Origin of the sequence: Peptoniphilus grossensis ph5, from assembly GCF_000311825.1 — a bacterium.
In the GTDB taxonomy this organism is placed as follows: Bacteria; Bacillota; Clostridia; order Tissierellales; family Peptoniphilaceae; genus Peptoniphilus_A; species Peptoniphilus_A hominis.
The window spans coordinates 66,446-90,822 of record NZ_HE978568.1 but is presented as its reverse complement, the minus strand read 5'-3'; the positions used below and the strand labels follow the sequence as shown (position 1 = coordinate 90,822).

Here is a 24,377-nt window from a genome sequence, read left to right as displayed (position 1 = left end):
AGATGCCAGAAAGTTTTTTTGGATGGATTGGATTTTTAATAAAGGAATATGGTTCCCTCTTTCTTGAGGGAACTCTTAATACCATTATAATTGCCGTTATAGGCACCTTAATTGGTTTTTTAATAGGTCTTTTAATTGCAATTATAAGGACTATAAAAGTAAATAAAAAATCTTCAGCCTTTAAGAGGGGACTTCTAAAAGTTGTAAATGCCATAATTACAGTTTACATTCAAGTTATTAGGGGAACGCCAATGATGGTACAAGCCATGATGTTTTACTACGGCTCTCTACAATATTTTAACTTAAATATGGCAGCCATGCCTTCAGCCCTTATTATTGTATCTGTAAACACAGGTGCTTACATGGCTGAAATCATAAGAGGTGGAATTATTTCTGTTGACAAGGGTCAAACTGAAGGAGCCTTATCCATAGGCATGACTCATTGGCAAACTATGACAGAAGTTGTGCTTCCTCAAGCTGTAAGAAATATTATCCCGTCTGTGGGCAATGAATTTATCGTAAACATAAAGGATTCTTCTGTTTTAAATGTAATTTCTGTTTCAGAATTATTCTTTATTTCAAAATCAGCAGCAGGAACTTATCTAAGATACTTCGAAGTTTTCTTTATCACAGCCTTAATTTATTTAGTGCTTACTATAACAGTGAGCCAAGCTATGAAGCTTATTGAAAAGAAAATGGATGGCGACGGAACTTACAAGATTTACGGTTCTCAATCTACAGCAGAAGTTATTGAAGTAAAGGAAGAGGTGTGACATGGAATACATTTTTGAAATAGAAAATTTGGAAAAAAGCTTTGGCGCAAATGAAGTTTTAAAGGACATAAATTTTAAAGTCAAAAAGGGCGAAGTTGTTTCAATAATTGGTTCCTCTGGCTCAGGCAAGTCAACCCTTCTTAGGTGTATAAATCTCTTGGAAGAGCCCAATGGTGGCAAGATAAAATATCATGGAGAAAATATTTTAGATGACATTTCTATAAATAATTACAGGACTAAGGTTGGCATGGTTTTTCAATCCTTTAACCTCTTTAACAACATGAGCGTTCTTGAAAATTGTGTAATAGGACAAGTTAAGGTCTTGAAAAAATCTCGCCAAGAGGCAGTAAAGCTTGCAGAAGAATTTTTGCAAAAGGTTGGCATGTATCCCTTTAAGGATGCAAAACCCACATCCCTATCTGGTGGACAAAAGCAAAGAGTTGCCATAGCAAGATCACTTGCCATGAATCCAGAAGTTCTTCTCTTTGACGAACCAACATCAGCTCTTGACCCAGAAATGGTAAATGAAGTTTTAAATGTCATGCGTGATTTGGCAGAAGAGGGACTTACCATGCTTGTGGTAACTCATGAAATGGGCTTTGCAAGAGATGTGTCTAACAGAGTTCTCTTCATGGACAAGGGAGTCATAGCAGAAGATGAGGACTCCAAGGAATTTTTCGCAAATCCAAAAACTAAGAGGGCAAAGGAATTTTTGTCCATGGTTTTATAAATTTATTAAAGGTAAAAGCTCGAGAGGGCTTTTATTTTTTTTTATCTTTCTAGGGAAGCAATAAAATTTCTAGAGCTGTAATAATTTTTTAAGTGCAAAAATATTAAGAGATAGAAAAAATTTTTTTCGGATTGTAAAATGTTAAGAGATGAAGAAAGATTAATAGATAGAAAAAAATTGTGTAAGGGCAAAATTTTAGTAAGGATAATAATTTTCTACCATGTAAAACTTTGTTAAAAAAATAATATAGGTTTTAAATAAATTACGGGGGGTATTTCTTATATAGAAGCTTTTTATGATGTATTAAATAGAGATAAGGAGTGTATTATGACTAAACCAAAAATTAATCTTGATAAAAAATACGACCTATTTATTGGCGGAGAATTTGTTGAAGGCGAAAGTGGCGAAACACTTGATGTTTATTGCCCAGCCGATGGAGAAGTTTTAGCAAAAATCACACAAGCATCTGAAAAAGATGTTGACAGAGCTGTTGAAGCTGCTTGGGAAGGCTTCAAGGCCTACAAGAAGACAAATAGATATGAAAGGGCAAAAATTTTAAATAAAATTGCCGACATAATTGACGAAAATGCAGAACACCTTGCCATGGTAGAAACTCTAGACAATGGCAAGCCAATTAGAGAAACAAGAAATGTTGATATTCCCCTAGCATCTGAACACTTTAGATACTTTGCAGGAGCAATTTTATCTGAAGAAGGCACTGCCAATGCCATTGACGAAAACACTTTATCAATTGTACTTCGTGAACCTCTTGGAGTTGTTGGTCAAATTATTCCATGGAACTTCCCATTCTTAATGGCAGCATGGAAATTATCACCAGCCCTAGCAGCAGGCGATGCTGTTGTAATTAAACCATCTTCAACTACTTCACTATCCCTTCTTGAACTTATGAAGCTTATTAAAGATGTAGTGCCAAAGGGAGTTATCAATGTAGTAACTGGCTCTGGCTCAAAATCTGGTGAATATTTACAACACCATGAAGGTCTATCAAAACTTGCCTTCACTGGTTCAACAGAAGTTGGCTACAAGATTGCAAGCGCTGCAGCAGACAAATTAATCCCTGCTACACTAGAGCTTGGCGGCAAGTCAGCAAATATTTTCTTTGATGACTGCGACATGGAACTTGCCCTAGATGGACTTGCCATGGGAATTTTATTTAACCAAGGTCAAGTATGCTGTGCAGGCTCAAGAGTTTTCGTTCAAGAAGACATTTACGATGAATTTATAGAAAAGGCAATTAAAAAGTTTGAAGGAATTAAAGTTGGACTTCCTTGGGAAGAAGACACTCAAGTTGGTGCCCAAGTAAATAGATCACAAACTGAAAAAGTTCTTGGCTATGTAGAAGTTGCTAAAAAAGAAGGAGCGACAATTGCAGTTGGTGGCGAAAAAGCTACAAAGAATGGCACAGAAAATGGCTACTTCACAATGCCAACTCTTATTACAAATGCAAACAACGACATGAAAGTTGCAAGAGAAGAAATCTTTGGACCAGTTGCTGTTGTAATTAAGTTCAAAGATGAAGAAGATGTTATAAAAATGGCAAACGACTCTGACTACGGTCTAGCAGGTGCAGTTTGGACAAGAGACATCAACATGGCAATAAGAGTTGCAAGAGGCGTTGAAACTGGAAGAATGTGGGTTAACACTTATAACCAACTACCTGCAGGAGCACCTTTCGGCGGCTATAAGACATCTGGTATAGGTAGAGAAAACCACAAGATGATGCTTGATGCATATTCACAAGTTAAAAATATTTTTATCAACACTTCTGAAAAACCATCAGGACTATACTAAAAACTAAAAAAAATAGAATAATTTAAAAAGAGGGCTGTAGTAAAAACTATAGCCCTTTTAAAATCTTCAAAATTTTATTAAATTTTACATACCTGCGCCCATTTTTGTTGCTATATCCAAGAAGGTTGTAATAATAAAGGCATTTGTAAGATTTGAAATAAATCCACCAATTACTGGCACAACGAAGAAGGCAAGCTTTGAGTATCTGTACTTGTCGCAGACAGTCTTCATTGTAGTCATTGAAACTGGTACGGCACCTGTAGAGAAACCAAGGTGACCTACTGCCATTACTGCTGAGTCGTAATTCTTGCCTAGAAGTCTGAAAGTTAAGAAGTAAGTGAATACTAGTACAAGAACAATTTGAGCAAGAAGAAGGACAATAAGTTGAGGTCCTAGGTCTGCTAGTTGCCACAATTTCATTGTTACAATTGACATTGAAACAAAGAGTGCAAGGGAAAAGTCTCCCACTGTGTCAATTGCTTCTAATAGAGAGTCCTTTGCTCTGCCAGTTTTGTCTAAGAAGACTCTCACAAGGATACCGCCAAGCATACAGTTTACATGAATTGGAATATTAATGTCATAGTGTTGCCATACTAAGAAAAATAATTCACCAATACCACAGGCAAGAACTAGCATATTTACTGCTGAGATTACATTATTTTTGTTCATCATAACAGTTTTTGCAGTGTCAACTATTGTGTTTTGCTGATTGTCTAGTTCTGGATCTTGAAAGCCAAATCTTTTTACCAAAAAGTTACCGTAAGGTCCACCAATTAGTGAACCGGCAATAAGTCCAAAGGTAGCAGATGCTATTGCAACTTCCATAGCAGCTTTTTGTCCTGCCTTAACAGCTATTGGCGCAAAACTTGCTGCGTTTCCATGACCACCAGTCATAGGTATTGAGCCAGTCATCATAGAGATAAGTGGATGAACATGAAGTAAATGACCTACTCCAAGAGCTACAGTGTTTTGACAAATGGCAAGTAAGGCTGCCAAAAAAGCAAATATAACTACCAGTTTTCCACCTTGCTTTAAAAGTGAAAGGCTGGCTGCTGCACCACTTGCAGCAAAAAATAAGCAATAAAATAAAGTGTTAACAGTTTTAAAGTCGAAGTCTGGCTCTATAATTCCTGCATAGTATAAGATCATTGTAATTATTGAAATTATAGTTCCTCCTACTACTGCTGATGGCAAGCAATATTTAACAAGAATAGGGAATTTCTTTCTTAGAAAATCTCCTAGATAAATACCAAGTATAGCAAGAAGTAAAACTTCGAACATTCCAAATTCTACATTAATTCTTTCCATTTTTTTCCTCCCAAAAAAAAATTCATTGAGACCATAATGAATATTATTCTCAACTTTGTAATTATAAAATAAAAAAGAACTAGAGTCAAAAAAAATTAATGAAATTACTAGAAATTTTTTAAAGTTTGAATTTATAAGCTAATTGCAAGAAAAAATACTTTCCTTTAATACTAGACAAAAGTACAAAAAGTAAAGATTATGTGATAAAATAAAATCAATAAGAAATTATAAATTATAAAAAATAGGAGTGATATCATGAGTATAGTGAAACCTTCAACTCTTCCAGGATTTATGGAACTGCTACCAAAGGAACAAATTCTCTTTAACGAGATGAGAGACATAATTAGAGACAATTTTGAAAAACATGGTTTCTTGCCAATAGATACACCAGTTATAGAAAAATCTGAAGTGCTACTCGCAAAGGGCGGCGGAGAAACTGAAAAGCAAATTTACAGATTTTCTAAGGGCGACACAGACATGTCCCTTAGATTTGACTTAACAGTTCCTCTAGCAAGATACACTGTAGAGCACATGAACGACCTATCCTTCCCTTTTAAGAGATATCAAATAGGAAAGGTGTATAGGGGCGAAAAGGCTCAAAAGGGTCGCTTTAGAGAGTTTTATCAATGTGACATCGACACAATTGGCATGGGGGAACTTTCCCTAGTAAATGACGCAGAATTTCCAGTTGTAATTTATCACACTTTTAAAGATTTAGGCTTTACAGATTTTACAATTCACCTAAACAATAGAAAAATTTTAAAGGGATTTTTCGGCTCTCTTGGCATTGAGGATTCAATGAATGTTTTGAGAACTGTAGATAAAATAGACAAAATTGGCGAAGAAAATGTCTTGTCTGAGCTTGCTGAACTTGGCGTTACAAAGGAAGCTGGCGAAAAGATTCTTGAATTTATTAAAATCAAGGGCAGTACAGATGAAATTATTAAAGCCCTAAATGATCTTAAAATTGAAAATGAAGTTTTCCTTGAAGGCCTTGACGAAATAAGTCAAGTTGTTGGATACATGAGGGACTTTGGCATAGACGAAAATTGTTTTGATATTGATTTAAAAATTGCAAGAGGACTAGATTATTACACAGGCACAGTTTATGAAACTACCCTTGATAATTATCCAAATATTGGCTCAGTTTGCTCTGGCGGAAGATACGAAGACCTTGCAAGTTATTACACAGATAAAGTTCTTCCAGGTGTTGGAATTTCCATTGGTCTTTCAAGACTTTTCTATCAATTAAATGAAGCAAAGATTATTTCTAGTGAAGAAAAATCTCTTGTTGATTTGTTGATTATCCCAATGGACGACTGTCTACACGACGGCATAAAACTTTTAAGTGAACTTAGGGAAAAGGGAGTGAAAGTTTCTGTCTACACTGAATTTGCCAAGTTAAAGAAAAAATTTAAGTATGCAGACCAAACTAAGGTTGACTATGTAATTGTCCTTGGTGAAGAAGAAGTTAAGAGCAGAAAATATTCTTTGAAGAATATGAGAAGTGGAGATCAAGAGGAAGTAACTTTTGACGAATTAGTAGAAAAATTTAGTAAATAGGTGCGACTCCTTTGAAAAATTAGTTGAAAATGTATATATTTTAATGGTAAAACCTTAAAAAATACAAGAAATCGTGCAACTTATGTTGCACTTTTTTTTATTTAAGCTTAAAATAGGATAGAAGTTTGAAGAAATGAGATGAGATTTTGAAAAGAGAAGATATTAGAAATATAGCAATCATTGCCCATGTCGATCATGGCAAGACGACACTAGTAGATGCACTACTTAGACAATCAGGTATTTTTAGAGATAATCAACAAGTTAACGAGAGAGTTATGGACTCCAACGACATTGAAAGAGAAAGAGGTATTACAATTCTTTCCAAAAACACTGCCGTAAACCACAATGGTGTTAAGATCAACATCATTGACACGCCAGGACACGCTGACTTCGGAGGAGAAGTTGAACGTGTGCTTAAAATGGTAAATGGCGTTGTATTACTTGTTGATGCCTTTGAAGGTCCAATGCCTCAAACAAAATTTGTTTTGAAAAAATCATTTGAGCTAAACCTTCCTGTTATTGTCTGCATAAATAAGGTAGACAGACCGGAAGCCAGACCTCTTGAAGTTGTAGACGAAGTTCTCGATTTATTTATTGAACTTGGCGCAGATGACGAAATTTTGGAATGTCCTTTTGTCTTTGCATCAGCAAAACAAGGTATAGCTGCCCTTGATTTAGATGATAAGATGGAATCCATGGATCCACTTTTTGAAACTATTATTAAGTACATCCCTGCACCAGAAAATAGAGACGACGAACCTTTTAAACTTTTGATTTCAACAATTGACTACAACGACTATGTTGGAAGAATTGGTATTGGCAAAATTGAACAAGGTATTATTCAAGAAAACGACAAACTTGTAAGGGTAAATAAATTAAAACCTGACTTTAAAGAAAATATTAAAATTGCACAAATTTATGAATTTGAAGGTCTTAATAGGGTTGAAGTTGACTCATCAAGATCAGGGTCTATTGTTGCAGTTACAGGCATCGAAGACATCAACATTGGAGATACTATTACATCAACTGAAGACACTGAAGGTCTTGAATTTGTAAAAATTTCTGAGCCAACAATTTCCATGAACTTTTCTGTAAATGATTCACCCTTTGCAGGTAGAGTTGGCAAGTTCTTGACATCAAGACAAATCAAAGCAAGACTTAATAGAGAACTACAAACTGATGTTGGGCTAAGAGTTGAAGAAACTGACACTACTGATTCTTTTAAGGTGTCTGGTAGAGGAGAACTTCACCTTTCTGTTTTAATCGAAAACATGAGGCGTGAAGGCTACGAATTCCAAGTTTCTAAGCCACAAGTTTTATACAAGTTTGACGAAAATGGCAAAAGACTTGAGCCAACTGAAAGAGTTACAATTGATGTTGACAGTGTTTACGCAGGTTCTGTCATAGAAAAACTTGGCAGAAGAAAGGGCGAACTTGTAAACATAGTTGAACCTAATGGTGGTTACCAAAGACTTGAATTTATCATTCCTTCAAGGGGACTTATTGGTTACAGAACTGAATTTATGACTGACACTAAGGGCAGCGGAATTTTAAATTCCATCTTCGAAGCCTATGTGCCATATAAGGGCGAAATCCCAAGAAGAGTTAATGCTTCTATTGTTTCCTTTGACACAGGCGTGGCATCAACTTATGGACTTAACAATGCACAAGAGAGAGGAACTCTTTTTGTTGAACCAGGGGAAGATGTTTACGAAGGTCAAGTTGTAGGGGAATCTCCAAAGGGAGTTGAAATCGAAGTTTCTGTCACTAAGGCAAAGAAGCAAACCAATGTCAGAGCTTCTGGTTCAGACGAAGCCTTGAGACTTTCTCCTGTTAGAAAGATGAGCCTTGAAGAAGCTCTTGAATTTATTGAAGATGACGAACTTATAGAAATTACTCCAAATGAATTTAGGCTTAGAAAGAAAATCCTAGATTCACAACAAAGATATAAATCAAAGAAAAATAAATAATAAAATTTTAACTAGAGGTGCACAATGTTTAATGACTATTTTGGAATGTTTAAAAACTTTGCCCAAGTTTATTCCTTCCTATTTATTGCAAATGTATTAATTTCAGCTTTTATAATTTTATTTGACAACAAAAAACCAATATCCACCCTACTTTGGGTAATGGCTATAAATTTTTTGCCAGTAATAGGATTTATACTCTACATTTTTATAGGTCAAGATATTTCGAAATCAAGGATATTTGACGGAAAAAACAGAGCTGATAAAATTTTAAAAAAAGAATCAAAAACACAACTTATTGAAATAAAAAATGACGAATTTGTCTACTCCAACGAGAGAACTAAAGATTATGTTCACATGGTTGAAATGTTTAATAAAGCAGAAGATGAACTACTTTACACAAATAATAAAGTAAAAATTTTCAATGATGGAAAAGACAAATTCAAAGAATTGTTTGAAGATTTAAGAAATGCAAAAAATACAATTTATGTCCAATATTATATTTATAAATCTGATGAATTGTCCACAGAATTTACGAATATTTTAATTGAAAAGGCAAATGAAGGTCTTGATGTATATCTTTTAATAGATGGAATGGGTATTAGGAACATGAAAATAAAAGATAGGAAGAGACTGACAGAGGCTGGAGTAAAATTCGGAGTATTTTTCCCTGGAATAATTGACAAATTAAACACACACATAAATTTTAGAAATCACAGGAAGATTGTAGTTATAGATAAGCGAATTGGCTATGTTGGTGGCTTTAATGTTGGAGATGAATATGTTTCAAAGGGAAAGATGGGATTTTGGAGAGATACTCATCTAAAAATAGAAGGCCCTGCAGTTAATGGACTAGCCTGGAGATTTTTCTTGGACTTTAAATTTGCTTCAAATGAACACACCAAAGGATTTACAACAGAAATTTTCCCAGAAATAGAAGATGGAATTGACATAAATATTGTCACAAGTGGGCCAGATACAAAGGCAGACTCCATAAGAAATGGCTATGAAAAACTTATAACATCTGCCAGAAAAGAAGTCTATGTTCAAACACCTTACTTCGTTCCAGATGAAGGACTTCTAAAGGCATTAAAGGTTGCAGCCCTATCTGGAGTTGAAGTTCACTTGATGTTTCCAAAAAAGAGAGACCATGTCTTTGTTCACTGGGCATCCCTTTCCTTTATGGGAGAACTTTTAAAGTGGGGGGCTCATGTTTACCAATATGAAGGCGGCTTTCTCCATACAAAAGTAGTGATATCAGACGACTACTTATCAAGTGTCGGCACAGCAAACTTTGATATAAGGTCTTTTGAACTAAACTTTGAAGTTAATGCCTTTATATATGACGAAGAGATAAATAAAAAATTAAAGGAAGACTTTATGGAAGACTTGAAGTCCTGCACAGAGATAACTCCAGAAATCTACAACAATAGGTCTAAGTTTACAAAATTTAGAGAGTCCATCTCAAGACTATTGTCACCACTTTTATAAAATGGAAATAGAAATAAATAGAAAAAAGGTAAAAAACCTTCGAATAAAGGTAGAAGATGGTATAATAAAGGTGTCGGCACCCACAAGAACAAGTGAAAGAGAAATAAAGAGGATCCTAGAAAACAACAGAGACACTATTGAAAGACTAAAAGAAGAGGACCTAAGGAAAAGACGATACAAAAATCACTTGTTTGGCGAAAAATTAGAAATCACATCGGAAAAAGAACTAGAAAAAATTTATAGGGCTGAATTAAAAAAAGCTTTAGATGAAATTTTTGAAAAATACGAAAATCTTACGGGGCTTTCGCCAAAATCTGTTGAGATAAGAAAGATGAAGGTGAGATGGGGCACTTGCTATCCACAAAGTGGTGCCATAAAAATAAATCTTTATCTGGCAGAGAGACCCAGAGAAGAGATCGAGGCAGTGGTCCTACACGAGCTTGTCCACTTAAAATATTTTTACCATGACAAGAAATTTTTGGAAGAATGCAAAAAGTATATGCCAAATTACGAAGAAATTGAAAGAAAATTAAAGAGATAGGTGATGAAATGAAAAAAGCATTAAAAATAATAGGAATAATCGCCCTAGTGGTAATTCTCATGAAACTTTTTAATATTTCAATATTTGTTGGGAATCAAAAAATTGATAGACAGCTAATTATTCAAGGAATAAGAAATTTTAACCTTGGAGATCTCTATGACAAAGTAACAAATTTCTTCAACGAACTTGTAGGTGGAATAAAAAGGGCAGTAGGCAGTTTATAAATTATAAATATGTAAAAAATTAGCACGCTTAGCGTGCTTTTTTTGGTGGAGTAAAAATTTTAAACTTTATGTTATAATAAAAAGCAGGTGAGAAAATGAACATGACTTTTATTATCCTGGGCTGTATAGTGCCAGGACTTATGACTGGGGTTGGCGCAATCCCCATATTTTTTGCAAAAGATGTAAGCCAAAAGGCGCTAGATGTACTTCTTGCAGCAGCGGCAGGTGTAATGCTTGCTGCAACTTGCTTTTCCCTTATTATACCAAGCCTTGAAGCAGGCGAAGGAAGACTAGGAGTTCTAGTAACGGGGCTGGGAATTTTTTGCGGCGCACTTATGCTTGACTTAATAGACAGATATGCACCCCATGAACATTTAATAGATAAGAAACATGAGGGAGTAAATACAGAAAACCTATCTAAAATTTGGCTCTTTGTAATAGCCATAGCAATTCACAACTTTCCAGAGGGACTTGCCACAGGAGTTGGCTTTGGCGGAGACAATATGTCCAATGGACTTTCCGTTGCCTTTGGTATCGCCCTTCAAAACATGCCAGAAGGACTAGCTGTTGCCCTTGCCCTTGTGAGAGAAGGTTATACTCGCAGTAAGGCCTTCGCAGTGGCAACTTTGACTGGGCTCGTTGAACCCATTGGAGCCTTTTTGGGAGTTTGGCTTGTGTCAATTTTTTCTTCCACACTTGGCTTTATCCTTGCCCTGGCAGGAGGAGCCATGCTCTTTGTAATTAGCGACGAAATAATACCAGAGACCCACAACAACGGCTACGAAAGAGCAGCAACTTATGGCGTCATCTTTGGCTTTATCCTCATGATGTTTTTAGATGCTTTAATTTAAGACCCAAAAATACCTCACAACTTTTTTAAGTCATGAGGTATTTTTTTATTTTATCCTTGCATTTATATTTATTTCAAAGGAGTTTTCATCGAGAAAATCTTCCCGCATCTCCACAGCTTCTGTGAAATAAATTTCTGCCTCATCTAAAAAATAAATTGGGTGGATGCCGTCTGCTAACTTCAAGTCAGCATTTGTCCTCACATGGCCATAGGAAATTATTTCGCCAACTGCGTGATATTTTAATATTAAGTTGTTGCCAAGTTTTTTCATGTAGCTTGGCTTTTTGTAGTCTATAGACATTTCAGCCAAGGTGGAAATTATTTTTTCACCTAAAATTAAATCATCCACTGCCTTTAATTTTTTCATAAATTCTTCTGTCTTGTAAGTATTTACATTTATCATGTAAGAGTCAAAAGAAAAAATCATTTTACCACCTCAAAATACAAGGACCTGGTAGCCCTCTTCAAGATATTTTTTCATGCCGGCATGTCCCTTCATGTCATCTAAGAAAGTAAGACCAAGTCTTTCATTGTCCTCATAGGCGCCTAAAATCTTTGAACAAGCCTTGCAGACACCGACAATTATGCCCTCATCCAAAAGCTTTTTGTAGAGGGGATTTTTTTCTCCCTCTAAAACTTTTGGAAGGGTAACAGACTTGCCCTCTAAAATTATTTTTACCTGGTTGTCAGCTTCCATAAGGGCTTCTGCATTTAGCATGGCGTGCATAAAGCACATTTTTTCGCCCTGCATTACATAAAAAAGTATTTTTTTCATAAAATCATTCCAATTCTTCTAAATCATCATAGATAAGTTCTGCCTCATTGTTGTAGTAAATTTCAAGAGAGCAGTCTTGCCACTGATTTTCATCATCAAAGCCTGTCACTATCCCTGAAAATCTCATGTAGCCATAGCCAAAGGACTCATTTATTATTTCAAAATCAAGTTTTAAAAATTCATCAAGAGAAATTTTCTTGTAAGTTCCATCTTTATAGAGATTTATTTCTACTCCGTGACCAAAGTCATCATCAAGGTCATTAAGTCCATCATCAAGATCAAAGTCAGGGTCAAAGGCGTGAATCAGTCCACCAATAATTTCTCCAAGCTCTTCCTTAGTAAAGCTGGTGTCAGTTTTATGAAGGATCAGCCTTGGCTTTGTCATCATATAATCTTTCTGGTCCTCTCCATTTTTTTCAAAATAAAGACCCTGGTCAAAGGACAAAATTGTCTTGTCAGGTAAATTTTCAATATTTGTAAGATGAAAATCGTGAAAGGAAAAAACTTGATTTAGTAAATCTAATTTCATAATAACCTCACTTGTGGTAGGGGTGATTATTTATTATCCTAAAGGCCCTGTAGATTTGCTCCATTAAAATAACCCTCATTAGTTTGTGGGGGAAGGTCATCTTTGAGAAGCTTAGTTTGTAGTCTGCCCTTGACAAAACCTCATCGGATAGTCCAAGGCTTCCTCCAATGATAAAAGTTATATTTGAGTAGCCGTCAATCATGAGGTCATTGATTTTATCTGCAAAGGCGACAGAGTCAATGCTCTTTCCCTCAATGGCAAGGGCAATGACATAGGCGCCATCTTTTATCTTTGATAAAATCTTCTCGCCCTCAATATTTTTTACCCTTTCCATGTCCTTTTCCGATAAATTTTCAGGGCAGGGCTCGTCCATAATTTCAAAAATGCTTAAATCGGCATAGGACTTAAGCATTTTTTTGTACTCATTTATTGAATCTTTAAAATAATTTTCCTTGATTTTGCCAAGTACGATTAAATTAATATTTATCATTTTAATTTTTTAACTTCTTCAAGAGCCTTTTCAAAGTTAACATCGTGAGTTACTTCAGGAACATATTCAACGTATTGAACCTTTCCGTCTCTGTCAACAATTACAACTCCACGAGCAAGTAGTTGTAATTCTTCAATCATGAAACCGAATTTTTTACCAAATTCCTTGTATCTGTAGTCAGAAACTATATCTGCGTTTTCGATTCCCTTAACTGAACAGAATCTTTCTTGTGCAAAAGGAAGGTCAACTGTTACAGTTACGATTTTTACATCATCAGATAATTTTGTAGCTTCTTCGTTAAAAGTTGTTGCTTGGATTGCACAAACTGGTGTGTCAATTGATGGTGCAACTGAATAAACTACGATTTTGCCCTTAAGGTCTTCTGAATTAAAATCAGATAAATCTCTTTTTACTGCCTTAAAAGATGGAGCCATATCTCCAACTTTGATTTCTTTACCTTCTAAGTTTACTTTATTTCCGCCAAATGTTATATCCATTGTAATTACCTCCAAAAAAATATTTACTTTAATTTACACTACATTTATATCCAATTATGATGAATTTTAACAAGGGATTGCAATAAAATTTGATTTTAACTAAAATGGATGTAGGAATTATTTTTCAAGTGAGAGAAATAAAAGGAGTTACATATGAAAAAAATTTTTAAAACTTTATTTTTAATTTTTGTTGGTGGAATAATCTTTACAGGATGCACAGGCAAGGATGATCTTCTTCCAGATAAAAAAATTAGCGATGTCACTTGGACTTTGGAAAGCATGACAAAAACAGACAACGGAGAAAAGATAACTAACGACGTGGCTATTAAATTTGACGAGAAAAATTTTGTCATGACTGATAGGTCTAATGCCATAGACTATAGTGGAACTTATGAATTAAAAAAGGCTGGCACAGGCTACCAAGTAATAATGAAGTTTGATGACTTTGAAGAACCTGTGATTGCTGGTTATGGCATGAAAACTGAGAAGGACAAGGACCCTGTGCCAAATTTAGTTTTTGAAGAAAGAGGAAGGACCTATTCTTTTATTGAGGAAGAGGAAAAATAAGCAAATAAAAGAGGTATTTATGAAAAAAATTTTTAAAATTTTGCTTTTAATTTTTATAGTTGCAATGTGTGGGACTTTTTTGTCAGCTTGCCAAGGAGACAGTGAACTTCTTCCAGACAAAAAAATTTATGATGTCAATTGGACTTTGGAAAGCATGACAAATACAGACGACGGAAAAAAGTTAAGTAACGACATAGCTATAAAGTTTGACGAGAAAAATTTTGTCATGACTGATAGGACTAATGCTATGGACATAACTGGAACCTATAAATTAAAAAAAGCAGGTGCAGGCTATGAAGTCATAATGAAATTTGACGACTTAAAGGAGCCTGTGACGGGGATATATGGCATGAGAACTTATAAGGATAAAGACCCTAAGCCTGATTTAGTATTTGACCACTGGGACACAAGATATTCTTTTATCGGTGAGTACAAGGATAAATAAAAAAAGAACTGTTGGATTTGTTTTTCCAACAGTTTTTTCATGTCTATTAATTTTTCAAAATTATTTTTCTTTAAAAATTTTTAACATTATCTTTGTGGAGATGTAGAAGAGTATTAGGACTGCAAAAACTCCAGCCAGGCCCCAAATTGCAACTTCTACTCCCTGCATAAATACATTTGTGTCCATTTTATCACCTCTATATAAACATTGGCACGAGGGCCAAGATCATTGAACCTGCAACTACTGAGCCAAGTTGACCTGCCACATTGGCTGACATGGCTTGCATAAGGACAAAGTTAGTTGGGTCTTCCTTAGCCGCCATCATTTGCACAACTCTACCAGACATAGGGAAGGCTGAGATACCTGCTGCACCAATCATTGGGTTTACCTTTGTCTTTAAAAATAAGTTTAAAAACTTCGCAAAGAGAACGCCGCCTGCTGTGTCAAAGATAAAGGCAACAAGTCCCATGGCAAGAATCATAAGTGTGTGGATGTTTAAAAAGGCATCGGCAGACATAGTGCCACCAATAGTTATGCCCAGCAAAATTGTAACTAGGTTTGAAAGTTCATTTTGGGCAGAAATTGAAAGCCTTTCAAGAACTCCGCAGACTCTAATTAAATTTCCAAACATGAGAGCGCCAATAAGGGCAACAGACATTGGTGCAATAATTCCAGCTATTACTGTTATGACAATTGGGAAGAGAATTTCAACCTTTTTTGGCACATGAACAGTGGTGTACTTCATTCTAATTTTTCTTTCCTTTTCAGTTGTTAGAAGTTTAATAACTGGTGGCTGAATAATTGGCACCAGAGACATATAGGAGTAGGCAGCTACAGAAATTGGTCCAAGATAATTTGGCGCAAAGACCTTGGCAACATAAATTGAAGTAGGGCCATCTGCCGCACCAATTATGCCAATTGATGCTGCTTCTGGTAGGGTAAATTTACCCGTTGAAATTGCAAAAAGCATTGTGGCAAAAATTCCAAACTGCGCCGCTGCTCCAAAGAAGAGCATAAAGGGCGATGCAATAAGTGGTTTAAAGTCGATCATGGCGCCCACGCCGATGAAGATTAAAACGGGGAAGAGCTCAGTGGCAATCCCTGCCTTATATAAAATCGTCAAAAAACCCTCTTCGCCTACGGCTGATGATAGGGGAATGTTAGAAATAATTGCTCCAAAACCAATGGGAAGAAGAAGTGAGGGTTCGTATTGTTTTTCGATGGCAAGGTAAATTAAAATTCCGCCAATGACAAACATAATTAAGTGTTTAACTTCGAGATTTAAAATCCCAGATAAAAGTGTTTCCATTTGACCTCCTAAATATTTTTACATGCAAAGTAATATAACATAAAAGAGCCTAATATTCAATTCTTGTAAAATAAAAGCCCACATTTTTATGTGAGCTATTTTGAAATTTGATTCAAATTTATTAAGGTTAAGAATTTATTTTTTGAATAAGTTCTTTTATATTTAATATAACTTCTTCAAAACTAATATTAAAGTAGTTTATTTGATTTTTTATATAATTATTCCACCTAAGTAAAATATTTTCGTTAGAGGAAATTAAATCAATTGTATTTAAAAGCTCATCAACATTGAAGACATTCCCCCTATAAGAAAAAGTGTTTATGCAGGCATTTTTTAGAATATCAAAATTTATTTCTTCATTTTTCAGTAAGTAAATTATATAAACATCAAAAAAATCTTTGCTTCTACTGTTAAAAACTCCTCTTGAGTAAATAGTTTCAATTTTTTCTGAGAGAATAGTTTCAATATTGTAAGCCTTTAAATTAAAGTTTTCTTCAGTAAAAATGCTTTTGTAATTGTAGTTCACTTCTTTTGGAGTTATAGGATCTCCAGTTGCTATGTCGATGTGAATTTTTTCTTTAATATTTTCTAATTTACACATTATTTCAACTCTGTATCCGCCGTAAAGATCATCGTCTTTTATGCTTTTTAAATCAATAAGGTCAAAAGAAATATCATTGCCATCTTCCCTTAATATTATTTCGAACTTTTCTCTAAGAATTTCTTCTTCCAAAGAAAAATTTCTTATTGAAAAATCAATATCTCTAGTTGTCCTCTCCTCGAGACCTATAATATTGGACAACAAAAATCCACCCTTAAAAATAAAATCAGAGGAAAAGTCACTGTCAGCAATTTGCTTTAGTATTCTTTCCAAAAAATAATAGGTTTGAATGGAATTGTAACTTAAGCCTGATTTTTGAGATACTTGTAAACAAAGGGCTCTCAACTTATTTTTATTCATAGATAACCTCGATTATTTCGCTTACTTCTCTTTCGATTTGCATTTTCCTTGCATAGTCATAAAGTTTATTCAAATCTTTATTCTTATCCTTAATGTAATTATTTATGGTTTTGGAAAAAAGTTCACTGTCTATTTCCTTTCGACTTTTTACAAAATCACAAAAAGTTCGTTCTTTATTATAGGCTTTAACCATATTTCCATACTTAGTTTTTATTTTAGTAATTCCAAGCCCATAAAGGTCCCTACTTACATAATGAACAATTACATTTTTATCAATTCTGTGAGCATTGTAGCCTCTATACACTGTTACTTCCATCTTCTGGGGGATAAAATCTGTGACATCATGAAGGTATAGAGAAGATGTATAAGAAAAAATAGGCACATCATATCTGTTTGAAAAAAAATAGTATTCATCGTGATCGCCGTCCTTTGAGATATAAACGCCTCTATCAACTCTTTCTAGAAATCCATCTTTAACCATTCGATGAAGATAAATAGTAGGTATGTTATTTTTTGCAAGTTCCCTATTAGTTATTATCCCCTGGTTTTCTTTTATTTTATTTTCAATAATTTCTATATAATTCAAAATATCACCTCGGTTTTGTTGCTTTTGTGCTTACATTTTATCAATTTGTACGCACAAATACAACAAAAATTATTTTAATTAAAATTATTTATCTTAATTCATAAGCTTAAAATTGATTTATAATAATGTATATGATATTTTTTAGTAAAATAGAGATAAGTAAATGCCTTTAGTAATATTATAAGATGTAAAGGGGAAATTAAAAGTTAGGAGGCTACTTTGAAAAAATATATAAATTTTATAATTGTGATTTTTCTTTTCCCAATTTTAAACCTAATCAGTCTAAAAATTTTTGGATACATAAATAGTAAAATCCAAGCTACTTTTGATATAAAATACATGCTTATCTTAGCTCTTCTTAAAATTATAATGATTTTATTTTTGGGCTTTATGCTTGCCTATTTTTTTAATTTTGCAAGTAAGTTATCAAAAAAATCTGCTGGAATACTTTTCTTAATTGAAATTTTTATACTGGCAATTTATATGGTAACAAAAAAATATTATTTACCTGAAAATTTTTCATACCTCAATGATTTCAATGTCCTGTATTTTTTCTTGCTCCTAGGGGAAAATATATTTTTACTTTTTAATAAAAAGTCATGAGTTTTTTAAAATTCATAGACAAATAAAACAACAATAAAAGGCTCTTCTCGCAAAGAAAAGAGCCTAATTTTTTGTCTTTAAATTTTAATTATTTTTCACAAAATCTTTTACATCAACTTTGATACATTTCTTGCATAGGCGATGGGGTCTTTTATGTCTAGGCCTGCTACAAGTCTTGCGCCGTCGTAAAGTAATTCTGTGTAAGTTTTAAATTCTTCTGAGTCCTTGTCCATGTCCTTTAATTTTTTAACAGCAGGGTGGTTTGGATTTATTTCCAAAACCTTGTCTGCCTTAAAGGCTTCGTTATTTGGCATGTGGCTAAGGGTTTTTTCCATTTCTATGGAGATTTCACCCCTACTTGATAGATAAGCTGCGTCATCTTTTAGCTTTGGATTTTCCTTTATTGATGAAACTTCGCCAGATAAAAGGTCCTTCATCTTCTTTACATAGTCACCAAGATTTTTTTCGTCTTCTTCCTTAACTTCTGTTTCAGAAATTGACTTGAATTTCTTGCCATCGTACTCGTCAAGCATCTTGATGACAAATTCGTCTATTGGGTCAGTTAGGGCAAGGACTTCAATGCCCTCTTCCATGAAGTGTTTTATTTGTGGAAGGTCCTTGATGGCATCAAGAGATGTGCCATTGGCGTAATAGATGAAGTCTTGGTCTGGTCCCATGTCCTTTCTATACTCATTAAATGTCACATTTGCTCTCTTTGTCGTGTCGTAGATAAATAGGTCCTTTAGCTTGTCCTTGTCGGCACCAAAGTTTTCGTAGGCACCAGATTTTAAGCTTACGCCAAAGTTTTTAAAGAATTCAGCATATTTTTCCCTGTCATTTTTAAGAATTTTCCCAAGTTCTTCTAGGATTTTCTTTTCTATGTTTTTCTTTATAAGTTGAAGCTCGCGAGTTTTTTGGAGCATTTCACGAGAGATATTTAGGGAAATGTCTTCTGAATCAACTACACCCTTGACGAAGTTCAAATAATCTGGAAGTAGGTCTTCGCATTTTTCCGTGATTAAGACTCCGTTGGAGTAAAGTTCAAGTCCGCCCTTTCTATCTGGACTCAAGAAGTCAAAAGGTCTTCTTGATGGAATGTATAGGATTGCCTTAAAAGAAATCATGCCTTCCACGCTGATGTGAAGGTGGGCAAGGGGATCTTCAAAGCCAAAGTGTCTTTGCCTAAAGAAGTTGTTGTAGTCTTCCTCCTTCAATTCATTTTTATTTTTTCTCCACATTGGAACAGAGGAGTTGAGAACATCATCTTCTCTATAGGATTCAAATTTTGGATCCTCTTCTGTGGAGTCAGCTGCTGGTCTTTTCTTTTCCACTTCCATCTTTATTGGATAGGAGATGTAGTTGGAGTAGTGGCTGACAAGTTCTCTTATTTGGTATTCGTCAAGGTACTTGTCGTAGTCCTCGTCTTTTGTGTTTTCATTTAAGTGGAGAGTCACTATTGTGCCGTGGCCATCCTTTTCTGCGTCAGAAATTGTGTAGCCCTTGGCGCCCTTGGAATTCCAAAGGTGAGCCCCATCTTCCTTATAGGATCTTGTGAGGACATTAATTTCATCGGCAACCATAAAGGCAGAGTAAAAACCCACGCCAAATTGTCCAATTATTTCGTGGTCCTCATTTTTTTCATTTAGGTTTTTAAAATCAAGGGAGCCAGACTTTGCTATTGTGCCCAAGTTTGTAACAAGTTCATCTTCAGTCATGCCTATGCCGTTATCTTCAATGCTAATAGTTCTCTTTTCCTTGTCAGGTCTAATTCTTATAAAATAATCTTCGTGGTTGAATTTCACCTTGTCGTCGTTAAGGGCGATGTAGTACATCTTGTCCATGGCGTCAGAGGCATTTGAAATTAACTCGCGCAAAAATATTTCTTTATTTGTGTAAATGGAGTTAATCATTAAGTCCATTAGTCTTTCGGTTTCAGCATTGTATTTTTTATTTTTCATTTAATCACCTTTCTTCAATTTTATTTTTCTCAAATTTTTTCAAAATTATTAGCACTCGACAAGTGCATCTGCTAATAATATATATCTTTTCATATAAATAGTCAAATTTTTATGGAATTTTTATTTTTTACATAAAAATTTTCCTAAAAAAATATTTTTTCGCCCTAAATTTAAAATTTCCAAAAAATTTTTTACCGGCAAAAATTTATTTTTAAGAAAAATATATTAATTTTGTGAAATTTTTTTAAGCTCTAAAATAAGCTAATCCATAAAAATATTTTTAAGAAGACAAAAAATTTTTATGGGGAGAAATTAAATAAAATGAAATAATTAATTTAAAATAAACCTGCAATTGTTTTCAAAAGTTTTCAATTGATGTATAATATAGTTGGTGTTTTAGAAGGGAGGAGAAATGTTTACTGAAGTAGAAACAGGCAATAGGATAAAAATCATTACAGGACACTTTGGCAGTGGAAAGACAGAGTTTGCAATTAACTATGCCTTGTACCTTAGAAGGTACTTTGACAAGGTTGCAGCAGTTGATCTTGATATTATTAATACATACTTTAGACTGAGAGAGAAAATGGATTTTTTAAGCGAGCACGGCGTGGAATCCTTTTCATCTAGTATGCGTGAAAAAAATGCCTTGGATATACCAGCAGTTGATGCAGCAATTTTAAAACCACTTGAAAATAAAAACTACAGAGCTGTATTAGATGTTGGCGGCAATCCTAAGGGTTCACTTTCTCTTGGCAGGTATAGAGATATTTTAAAAAGAGAGGGCTACGACCACTACTTTGTCATCAATAGAAATAGACCAGAGACTAAGGACTTTCAGTCTGTGAGAGATTTCATTGGACAAGTGGAAGGTCATTCACAAACCAAGGTGACGGGAATAATTAACACTACTCACTTTTTGAAGGAGACTACTGCAGATGATCTCTTGTATGGCGATGAGCTTGCCAGAGAAGTTTCAGAGAAGTTAAATCTTCCCTATGTCTATGCAGTCTGCCTAAGAAGCATTGAGAAGGAAGTTAGGGCTTTAAATTTAGCAGCAGAAGTTTTTCCAATAGACTTATATTTTAGAGAAGATTGGATGTTATAGGAGGTAAATAATGGCTAAAGGAAGAGTTGAGTTTGAAAGCGACAGATGTAAGGGTTGTGGACTATGCGTAACTGTATGTCCTAAAAATGTAATTGAAATTGATGTGGACACTATTAACAAAAAGGGTTATGCACCTGCAATGGCAAAGAGACCAGAAGATTGTATTGCATGCCAAAACTGTGCAATAACTTGTCCTGATTCAATTATTACAGTTTATAAAATTTCTTAAGGGGTGTTTACATGACAAAAGTACTTATGAAGGGAAACGAAGCAGTTGGTGCAGCAGCTATAGAAGCTGGTTGTAAATATTTTTTCGGTTATCCTATTACTCCTCAATCTGAAATTCCTGAATACTTATCAAGGGAACTTCCAAAGGTTGACGGATGTTTTTTACAAGCTGAGTCTGAAGTTGCAGCTATAAATATGCTTTATGGTGCTGCAGGAGCTGGAGCAAGAGTTATGACTTCATCTTCTTCTCCTGGAGTTTCACTAATGCAAGAAGGTATTTCTTATATGGCAGGGGCAGAACTTCCTTGCGTAATCGTAAATATGATGAGAGGTGGTCCAGGACTTGGATCTATTCAACCTTCTCAAACTGATTATTTCCAATCAACAAGAGGCGGCGGAAATGGTGACTACAGAACAATTACCCTAGCACCATCTTCTGTGCAAGAACTTGTAAATTTAATTGAACTTGGCTTTGACCTAGCAGACAAGTACAGAAATCCTGTCGTTATCATGAGTGACGGTGTACTTGGACAAATGATGGAACCAGTTGAATTTGGCATGCAAGAAAAAATGGATCTCCCTGAAAAAACTTGGGCAACAAGAGGCAAGGGAAAGAATCATGGCGAAAGAAATATTATAAACTCAATTTATCTTTCTGCTGATGAACTTGAAGAACACAACAAGCACTTAATTGAAAAATATAGACAAGTTACAGAAAATGAAATTAGAGTAGAAGTTGATGGAATTGAAGATGCTGATTTAGTTATCAGTGCCTATGGAACTACTGCTAGAATTGCAAAGAGTGCAATTGAACACTTAAGAAAAGAAGGTCACAAAGTTGGTCTTATCCGTCCAATAACTTGTTGGCCATATCCTTATGAAGCTTTCAAGGGAATAAATCCAAATTGCAAAGACATTTTAGTTTGCGAAATGAACCAAGGTCAAATGACTGACGATGTCAAGATTGCAGTTGAAGGTAGACAAAAGGTTCACTTCTTTGGAAGACAAGGTGGCGTAATTCCAAATGTGGAAGAAATTAAAGAAGCTGCTTTTGAAGTTTTAGGAGGTCTCAAATAATGGAAAAAACTAATGAACAAGTTTTATATAAATATTCAGTTGGTTTGACTAGAAATGAAACTCACTATTGTCCAGGATGTACTCACGGAGTTATCCACAAATTAGTGGCAGAATCCTTAGTTGAACTAGGAGTTTTAGACGATGCAATTGGAGTTGCACCAGTTGGTTGTGCAGTTCTTGCTTACAAATATTTTAACTGCGACATGCACGAAGCAGCTCACGGTAGAGCTCCTGCTGTTGCAACAGGCATAAAGAGAGTTCACCCAGACAATTTAGTATTCACTTACCAAGGCGATGGCGACTTGGCTTCTATTGGTACTGCAGAAATCGTTCAAGCAGCTCACAGAGGAGAAAATATTTCAACAATTTTCGTCAACAACGCAATTTATGGTATGACTGGTGGACAAATGGCACCAACAACCTTAGTTGGTCAAGTTACAACAACTTCCCCTTACGGAAGAGACGAAGCTTGGTGTGGTAAGCCAATTAAAGTATCTGAAATGCTTGCTACTATTGACGGAGCAAAATTTGTTGAAAGAGTTTCTGTTGACACTCCAGCAAATATTAGAAAGGCAAAGAAAGCTATTAAAGAATGTTTCAAATATCAACTTGAAGGCAAGGGCTTTGGAATTGTAGAAGTTTTATCATCTTGCCCAACAAACTGGGGACTTCCTCCTGCAGATGCACTTGCATGGCTTAGAGATAATATGATTCCATACTATCCACTTGGTAATTTTAGGAGGGGTGAATAATGGCTACTAGAGATATTATTGCTGCTGGATTTGGCGGACAAGGTATTATGGCAATGGGTCAACTTATAACTTATTCAGGAATGCTTGAAAACAAATTTGTTTCTTGGCTACCAAGTTATGGACCAGAAATGCGTGGAGGTTCTGCAAACTGCTCAGTTGTAGTTTCTGATGAACCTGTTGGCTCTCCAGTAATTTCACAAGCGACAGATGTAGTAGTTATGAACGAACCATCACTAGAAAAATTTGAACAATATGTTGCACCTGGCGGAAATTTATTCATAAACTCTTCCCTTGTTAAAAAAGCATCAACAAGAGATGACATAAATGTATTTTCTATTCCAGTAAATGACTTGGCAAATGAACTTGGAAACGCAAAAGTTGCCAACATGGTAATGCTTGGAGCCTTTTTGCAAGTAACTGAAACTGTAAAAGTTGAATCAGTTATAAAGGCCTTCACAAAAGTTTATGGCGACTCAAAGAAAAAACTACTTCCAATAAATGAAAGAGCAATAGCGACTGGACAAGAAGCAATTAAGGGAGCAGGCTGCGTTGGTGGAATTTGTCAAATCCTTCCAGAAAAGACTAATTCACAGGTTAAGAGCCACTACTCAAGACAAACTGCAGCAAGTGTTGAACTTAGCGGAACAGATCTTGAAAACATCGAATACCTAAAGACTATCAAAAAATATTCAGCAGAAGATGACGAAAAGATTTTCGACAACGAAATGTCAATTGTTGAAGAAGCACTTTCCATTGAAACAGAATCTATTAAGTTCTGCGACAAGGCTGCTGAAATGTTAAAGGGAGACGATGCAGGAGAAATCTTCGCATCACTTTCTCATCAATCAGAAGAACACATCTCTTATCTAAAGGGACTTAAGGAAACATTAAAATCTAAAGAAGATACTTCTCTTGCCGACAAGATCAAGGCAAAACTTACTAAGAGAGAAGATTACGATTGGGGCAAGGTTGACCCAGAAAAGGCAAGACTTGCACTCAATGTATTTGCAATAGCTAAGGACATCAAAAATTCTTCTATAGCTTTCTATGCTAAGGCTAAGGAAAAATCTACAGATGCAAATGCAAAGAAACTTTACGATGAACTTGAATATTGGGAAAACTTCCAACTAGAACAAATTGCTGGTCAGTACGAAATTTACAAGGAAGAATGGTGGGCTGACCAAATGTTCTCAAAAATGTAATAAAATTTTTAAGAGGCACCTCAGGTGCTTCTTT

Annotated in this window: 27 protein-coding genes; 16 read left to right on the top strand and 11 right to left on the bottom strand. The window is 34.9% G+C overall.

Annotated features, from left to right (window positions below):
- Positions 1-2 precede the first annotated feature (2 nt).
- From HGPG_RS07585 to HGPG_RS07575, 3 genes are all read left to right on the top strand, one after another.
- Positions 3-773, top strand: coding sequence for an amino acid ABC transporter permease (locus HGPG_RS07585; RefSeq protein ID WP_019125466.1), 771 nt, complete (start codon positions 3-5; stop codon positions 771-773).
- Between the two features lies 1 nt (position 774).
- Positions 775-1,503 carry an amino acid ABC transporter ATP-binding protein gene (locus tag HGPG_RS07580; RefSeq protein WP_019125465.1) on the top strand — a complete coding sequence of 243 codons (729 nt, stop codon included), beginning with the start codon at positions 775-777 and terminating at the stop codon, positions 1,501-1,503.
- 327 nt (positions 1,504-1,830) lie between these two features.
- A complete protein-coding gene (locus HGPG_RS07575) occupies positions 1,831-3,315 on the top strand; it encodes an aldehyde dehydrogenase family protein (RefSeq protein ID WP_019125464.1) in 1,485 nt (494 codons plus the stop codon).
- A gap of 84 nt (positions 3,316-3,399) precedes the next feature.
- Here HGPG_RS07575 and HGPG_RS07570 read toward each other — a convergent pair whose 3' ends face one another.
- Positions 3,400-4,623, bottom strand: coding sequence for a sodium/glutamate symporter (locus HGPG_RS07570; protein WP_019125463.1), 1,224 nt, complete (start codon positions 4,621-4,623; stop codon positions 3,400-3,402).
- Between the two features lie 255 nt (positions 4,624-4,878).
- Here HGPG_RS07570 and hisS point away from each other — a divergent pair, with 255 nt between their 5' ends.
- The 6 genes from hisS (at position 4,879) to HGPG_RS07540 (ending at position 11,260) form a co-directional block, all read left to right on the top strand.
- Positions 4,879-6,186, top strand: coding sequence for a histidine--tRNA ligase (gene hisS / locus HGPG_RS07565; protein ID WP_019125462.1), 1,308 nt, complete (start codon positions 4,879-4,881; stop codon positions 6,184-6,186).
- A gap of 146 nt (positions 6,187-6,332) precedes the next feature.
- Positions 6,333-8,156 (top strand): translational GTPase TypA, encoded by a 1,824-nt coding sequence (gene typA, locus HGPG_RS07560; RefSeq protein WP_019125461.1) that lies wholly within the window; start codon positions 6,333-6,335, stop codon positions 8,154-8,156.
- Positions 8,157-8,180: 24 nt separating this feature from the next.
- Positions 8,181-9,644, top strand: coding sequence for a cardiolipin synthase (cls, locus tag HGPG_RS07555; RefSeq protein ID WP_019125460.1), 1,464 nt, complete (start codon positions 8,181-8,183; stop codon positions 9,642-9,644).
- A gap of 1 nt (position 9,645) precedes the next feature.
- A complete protein-coding gene (locus HGPG_RS07550) occupies positions 9,646-10,185 on the top strand; it encodes a M48 family metallopeptidase (RefSeq protein WP_019125459.1) in 540 nt (179 codons plus the stop codon).
- A gap of 8 nt (positions 10,186-10,193) precedes the next feature.
- On the top strand, positions 10,194-10,409 hold the full coding sequence (locus HGPG_RS07545; protein WP_019125458.1) for a hypothetical protein: 216 nt from the start codon (positions 10,194-10,196) through the stop codon (positions 10,407-10,409).
- 95 nt (positions 10,410-10,504) lie between these two features.
- The gene (locus HGPG_RS07540; protein ID WP_019125457.1) at positions 10,505-11,260 is read left to right on the top strand and encodes a ZIP family metal transporter; all 756 of its coding nucleotides are present in this window, start codon (positions 10,505-10,507) and stop codon (positions 11,258-11,260) included.
- A 45-nt stretch (positions 11,261-11,305) separates the two neighbouring features.
- Here the strand turns inward: HGPG_RS07540 and HGPG_RS07535 are convergent, their stop codons facing one another.
- The 5 genes from HGPG_RS07535 to tpx are packed head-to-tail and all read right to left on the bottom strand — an operon-like array spanning position 11,306 to position 13,550.
- A complete protein-coding gene (locus HGPG_RS07535; RefSeq protein ID WP_019125456.1) occupies positions 11,306-11,686 on the bottom strand; it encodes a hypothetical protein in 381 nt (126 codons plus the stop codon).
- Positions 11,687-11,695: 9 nt separating this feature from the next.
- On the bottom strand, positions 11,696-12,034 hold the full coding sequence (locus HGPG_RS07530; protein ID WP_019125455.1) for a DsrE family protein: 339 nt from the start codon (positions 12,032-12,034) through the stop codon (positions 11,696-11,698).
- Between the two features lie 4 nt (positions 12,035-12,038).
- Entirely contained in the window at positions 12,039-12,563 is a 525-nt protein-coding gene (locus tag HGPG_RS07525; RefSeq protein ID WP_019125454.1) for a hypothetical protein, read from the bottom strand.
- Positions 12,564-12,570: 7 nt separating this feature from the next.
- Complete coding sequence (rlmH, locus tag HGPG_RS07520) at positions 12,571-13,053, bottom strand: 23S rRNA (pseudouridine(1915)-N(3))-methyltransferase RlmH (RefSeq protein ID WP_019125453.1); 483 nt, start codon at positions 13,051-13,053, stop codon at positions 12,571-12,573.
- Complete coding sequence (gene tpx, locus HGPG_RS07515) at positions 13,050-13,550, bottom strand: thiol peroxidase (RefSeq protein WP_019125452.1); 501 nt, start codon at positions 13,548-13,550, stop codon at positions 13,050-13,052. Before tpx ends, rlmH begins: the two co-directional genes overlap by 4 nt.
- 153 nt (positions 13,551-13,703) lie before the next feature.
- Between tpx and HGPG_RS07510 the strand changes: the two genes are divergently transcribed.
- Positions 13,704-14,117, top strand: a complete 414-nt coding sequence (locus tag HGPG_RS07510; protein WP_019125451.1) for a hypothetical protein — start codon at positions 13,704-13,706, stop codon at positions 14,115-14,117.
- Between the two features lie 19 nt (positions 14,118-14,136).
- Positions 14,137-14,562, top strand: a complete 426-nt coding sequence (locus HGPG_RS09980) for a hypothetical protein (RefSeq protein ID WP_019125450.1) — start codon at positions 14,137-14,139, stop codon at positions 14,560-14,562.
- 60 nt (positions 14,563-14,622) lie between these two features.
- Here the strand turns inward: HGPG_RS09980 and HGPG_RS10600 are convergent, their stop codons facing one another.
- The 5 genes from HGPG_RS10600 to htpG form a co-directional block, all read right to left on the bottom strand.
- Positions 14,623-14,748 carry an OadG-related small transporter subunit gene (locus HGPG_RS10600; RefSeq protein WP_019125449.1) on the bottom strand — a complete coding sequence of 42 codons (126 nt, stop codon included), beginning with the start codon at positions 14,746-14,748 and terminating at the stop codon, positions 14,623-14,625.
- Between the two features lie 10 nt (positions 14,749-14,758).
- The gene (locus tag HGPG_RS07500) at positions 14,759-15,871 is read right to left on the bottom strand and encodes a sodium ion-translocating decarboxylase subunit beta (RefSeq protein WP_019125448.1); all 1,113 of its coding nucleotides are present in this window, start codon (positions 15,869-15,871) and stop codon (positions 14,759-14,761) included.
- A gap of 127 nt (positions 15,872-15,998) precedes the next feature.
- A complete protein-coding gene (locus tag HGPG_RS07495) occupies positions 15,999-16,832 on the bottom strand; it encodes a nucleotidyl transferase AbiEii/AbiGii toxin family protein (protein WP_019125447.1) in 834 nt (277 codons plus the stop codon).
- On the bottom strand, positions 16,825-17,418 hold the full coding sequence (locus HGPG_RS07490; RefSeq protein WP_019125446.1) for a type IV toxin-antitoxin system AbiEi family antitoxin domain-containing protein: 594 nt from the start codon (positions 17,416-17,418) through the stop codon (positions 16,825-16,827). The genes HGPG_RS07495 and HGPG_RS07490 overlap by 8 nt, the downstream gene beginning before the upstream one ends.
- 710 nt (positions 17,419-18,128) lie before the next feature.
- Entirely contained in the window at positions 18,129-19,979 is a 1,851-nt protein-coding gene (htpG, locus tag HGPG_RS07480) for a molecular chaperone HtpG (RefSeq protein ID WP_019125444.1), read from the bottom strand.
- A 412-nt stretch (positions 19,980-20,391) separates the two neighbouring features.
- On the opposite strand from htpG, the gene HGPG_RS07475 reads away from it, so the two are divergent.
- From HGPG_RS07475 to HGPG_RS07455, 5 genes are read left to right on the top strand one after another with little or no spacing between them, the layout of a single operon-like run.
- Complete coding sequence (locus HGPG_RS07475) at positions 20,392-21,084, top strand: ATP-binding protein (protein WP_019125443.1); 693 nt, start codon at positions 20,392-20,394, stop codon at positions 21,082-21,084.
- 10 nt (positions 21,085-21,094) lie between these two features.
- Entirely contained in the window at positions 21,095-21,313 is a 219-nt protein-coding gene (locus tag HGPG_RS07470) for a 4Fe-4S dicluster domain-containing protein (protein WP_019125442.1), read from the top strand.
- Positions 21,314-21,324: 11 nt separating this feature from the next.
- The gene (locus tag HGPG_RS07465) at positions 21,325-22,389 is read left to right on the top strand and encodes a 3-methyl-2-oxobutanoate dehydrogenase subunit VorB (protein ID WP_019125441.1); all 1,065 of its coding nucleotides are present in this window, start codon (positions 21,325-21,327) and stop codon (positions 22,387-22,389) included.
- Positions 22,389-23,141, top strand: coding sequence for a thiamine pyrophosphate-dependent enzyme (locus HGPG_RS07460; RefSeq protein WP_019125440.1), 753 nt, complete (start codon positions 22,389-22,391; stop codon positions 23,139-23,141). The genes HGPG_RS07465 and HGPG_RS07460 overlap by 1 nt, the downstream gene beginning before the upstream one ends.
- Positions 23,141-24,343 (top strand): 2-oxoacid:acceptor oxidoreductase family protein, encoded by a 1,203-nt coding sequence (locus HGPG_RS07455; protein WP_019125439.1) that lies wholly within the window; start codon positions 23,141-23,143, stop codon positions 24,341-24,343. Before HGPG_RS07460 ends, HGPG_RS07455 begins: the two co-directional genes overlap by 1 nt.
- Positions 24,344-24,377 lie beyond the last annotated feature (34 nt).

Bases quoted from the DNA above. Each gene is read 5' to 3' on its own strand.
- HGPG_RS07585 (WP_019125466.1), top strand. From the start codon at position 3: ATGCCAGAAAGTTTTTTTGGATGGATTGGATTTTTAATAAAGGAATAT.
- HGPG_RS07580 (WP_019125465.1), top strand. From the start codon at position 775: ATGGAATACATTTTTGAAATAGAAAATTTGGAAAAAAGCTTTGGCGCA.
- HGPG_RS07575 (WP_019125464.1), top strand. From the start codon at position 1,831: ATGACTAAACCAAAAATTAATCTTGATAAAAAATACGACCTATTTATT.
- HGPG_RS07570 (WP_019125463.1), bottom strand. From the start codon at position 4,623: ATGGAAAGAATTAATGTAGAATTTGGAATGTTCGAAGTTTTACTTCTT.
- hisS (WP_019125462.1), top strand. From the start codon at position 4,879: ATGAGTATAGTGAAACCTTCAACTCTTCCAGGATTTATGGAACTGCTA.
- cls (WP_019125460.1), top strand. From the start codon at position 8,181: ATGTTTAATGACTATTTTGGAATGTTTAAAAACTTTGCCCAAGTTTAT.
- HGPG_RS07550 (WP_019125459.1), top strand. From the start codon at position 9,646: ATGGAAATAGAAATAAATAGAAAAAAGGTAAAAAACCTTCGAATAAAG.
- HGPG_RS07545 (WP_019125458.1), top strand. From the start codon at position 10,194: ATGAAAAAAGCATTAAAAATAATAGGAATAATCGCCCTAGTGGTAATT.
- HGPG_RS07540 (WP_019125457.1), top strand. From the start codon at position 10,505: ATGAACATGACTTTTATTATCCTGGGCTGTATAGTGCCAGGACTTATG.
- HGPG_RS07535 (WP_019125456.1), bottom strand. From the start codon at position 11,686: ATGATTTTTTCTTTTGACTCTTACATGATAAATGTAAATACTTACAAG.
- HGPG_RS07530 (WP_019125455.1), bottom strand. From the start codon at position 12,034: ATGAAAAAAATACTTTTTTATGTAATGCAGGGCGAAAAAATGTGCTTT.
- HGPG_RS07525 (WP_019125454.1), bottom strand. From the start codon at position 12,563: ATGAAATTAGATTTACTAAATCAAGTTTTTTCCTTTCACGATTTTCAT.
- rlmH (WP_019125453.1), bottom strand. From the start codon at position 13,053: ATGATAAATATTAATTTAATCGTACTTGGCAAAATCAAGGAAAATTAT.
- tpx (WP_019125452.1), bottom strand. From the start codon at position 13,550: ATGGATATAACATTTGGCGGAAATAAAGTAAACTTAGAAGGTAAAGAA.
- HGPG_RS07510 (WP_019125451.1), top strand. From the start codon at position 13,704: ATGAAAAAAATTTTTAAAACTTTATTTTTAATTTTTGTTGGTGGAATA.
- HGPG_RS09980 (WP_019125450.1), top strand. From the start codon at position 14,137: ATGAAAAAAATTTTTAAAATTTTGCTTTTAATTTTTATAGTTGCAATG.
- HGPG_RS10600 (WP_019125449.1), bottom strand. From the start codon at position 14,748: ATGGACACAAATGTATTTATGCAGGGAGTAGAAGTTGCAATTTGGGGC.
- HGPG_RS07500 (WP_019125448.1), bottom strand. From the start codon at position 15,871: ATGGAAACACTTTTATCTGGGATTTTAAATCTCGAAGTTAAACACTTA.
- HGPG_RS07495 (WP_019125447.1), bottom strand. From the start codon at position 16,832: ATGAATAAAAATAAGTTGAGAGCCCTTTGTTTACAAGTATCTCAAAAA.
- htpG (WP_019125444.1), bottom strand. From the start codon at position 19,979: ATGAAAAATAAAAAATACAATGCTGAAACCGAAAGACTAATGGACTTA.
- HGPG_RS07475 (WP_019125443.1), top strand. From the start codon at position 20,392: ATGTTTACTGAAGTAGAAACAGGCAATAGGATAAAAATCATTACAGGA.
- HGPG_RS07470 (WP_019125442.1), top strand. From the start codon at position 21,095: ATGGCTAAAGGAAGAGTTGAGTTTGAAAGCGACAGATGTAAGGGTTGT.
- HGPG_RS07465 (WP_019125441.1), top strand. From the start codon at position 21,325: ATGACAAAAGTACTTATGAAGGGAAACGAAGCAGTTGGTGCAGCAGCT.
- HGPG_RS07460 (WP_019125440.1), top strand. From the start codon at position 22,389: ATGGAAAAAACTAATGAACAAGTTTTATATAAATATTCAGTTGGTTTG.
- HGPG_RS07455 (WP_019125439.1), top strand. From the start codon at position 23,141: ATGGCTACTAGAGATATTATTGCTGCTGGATTTGGCGGACAAGGTATT.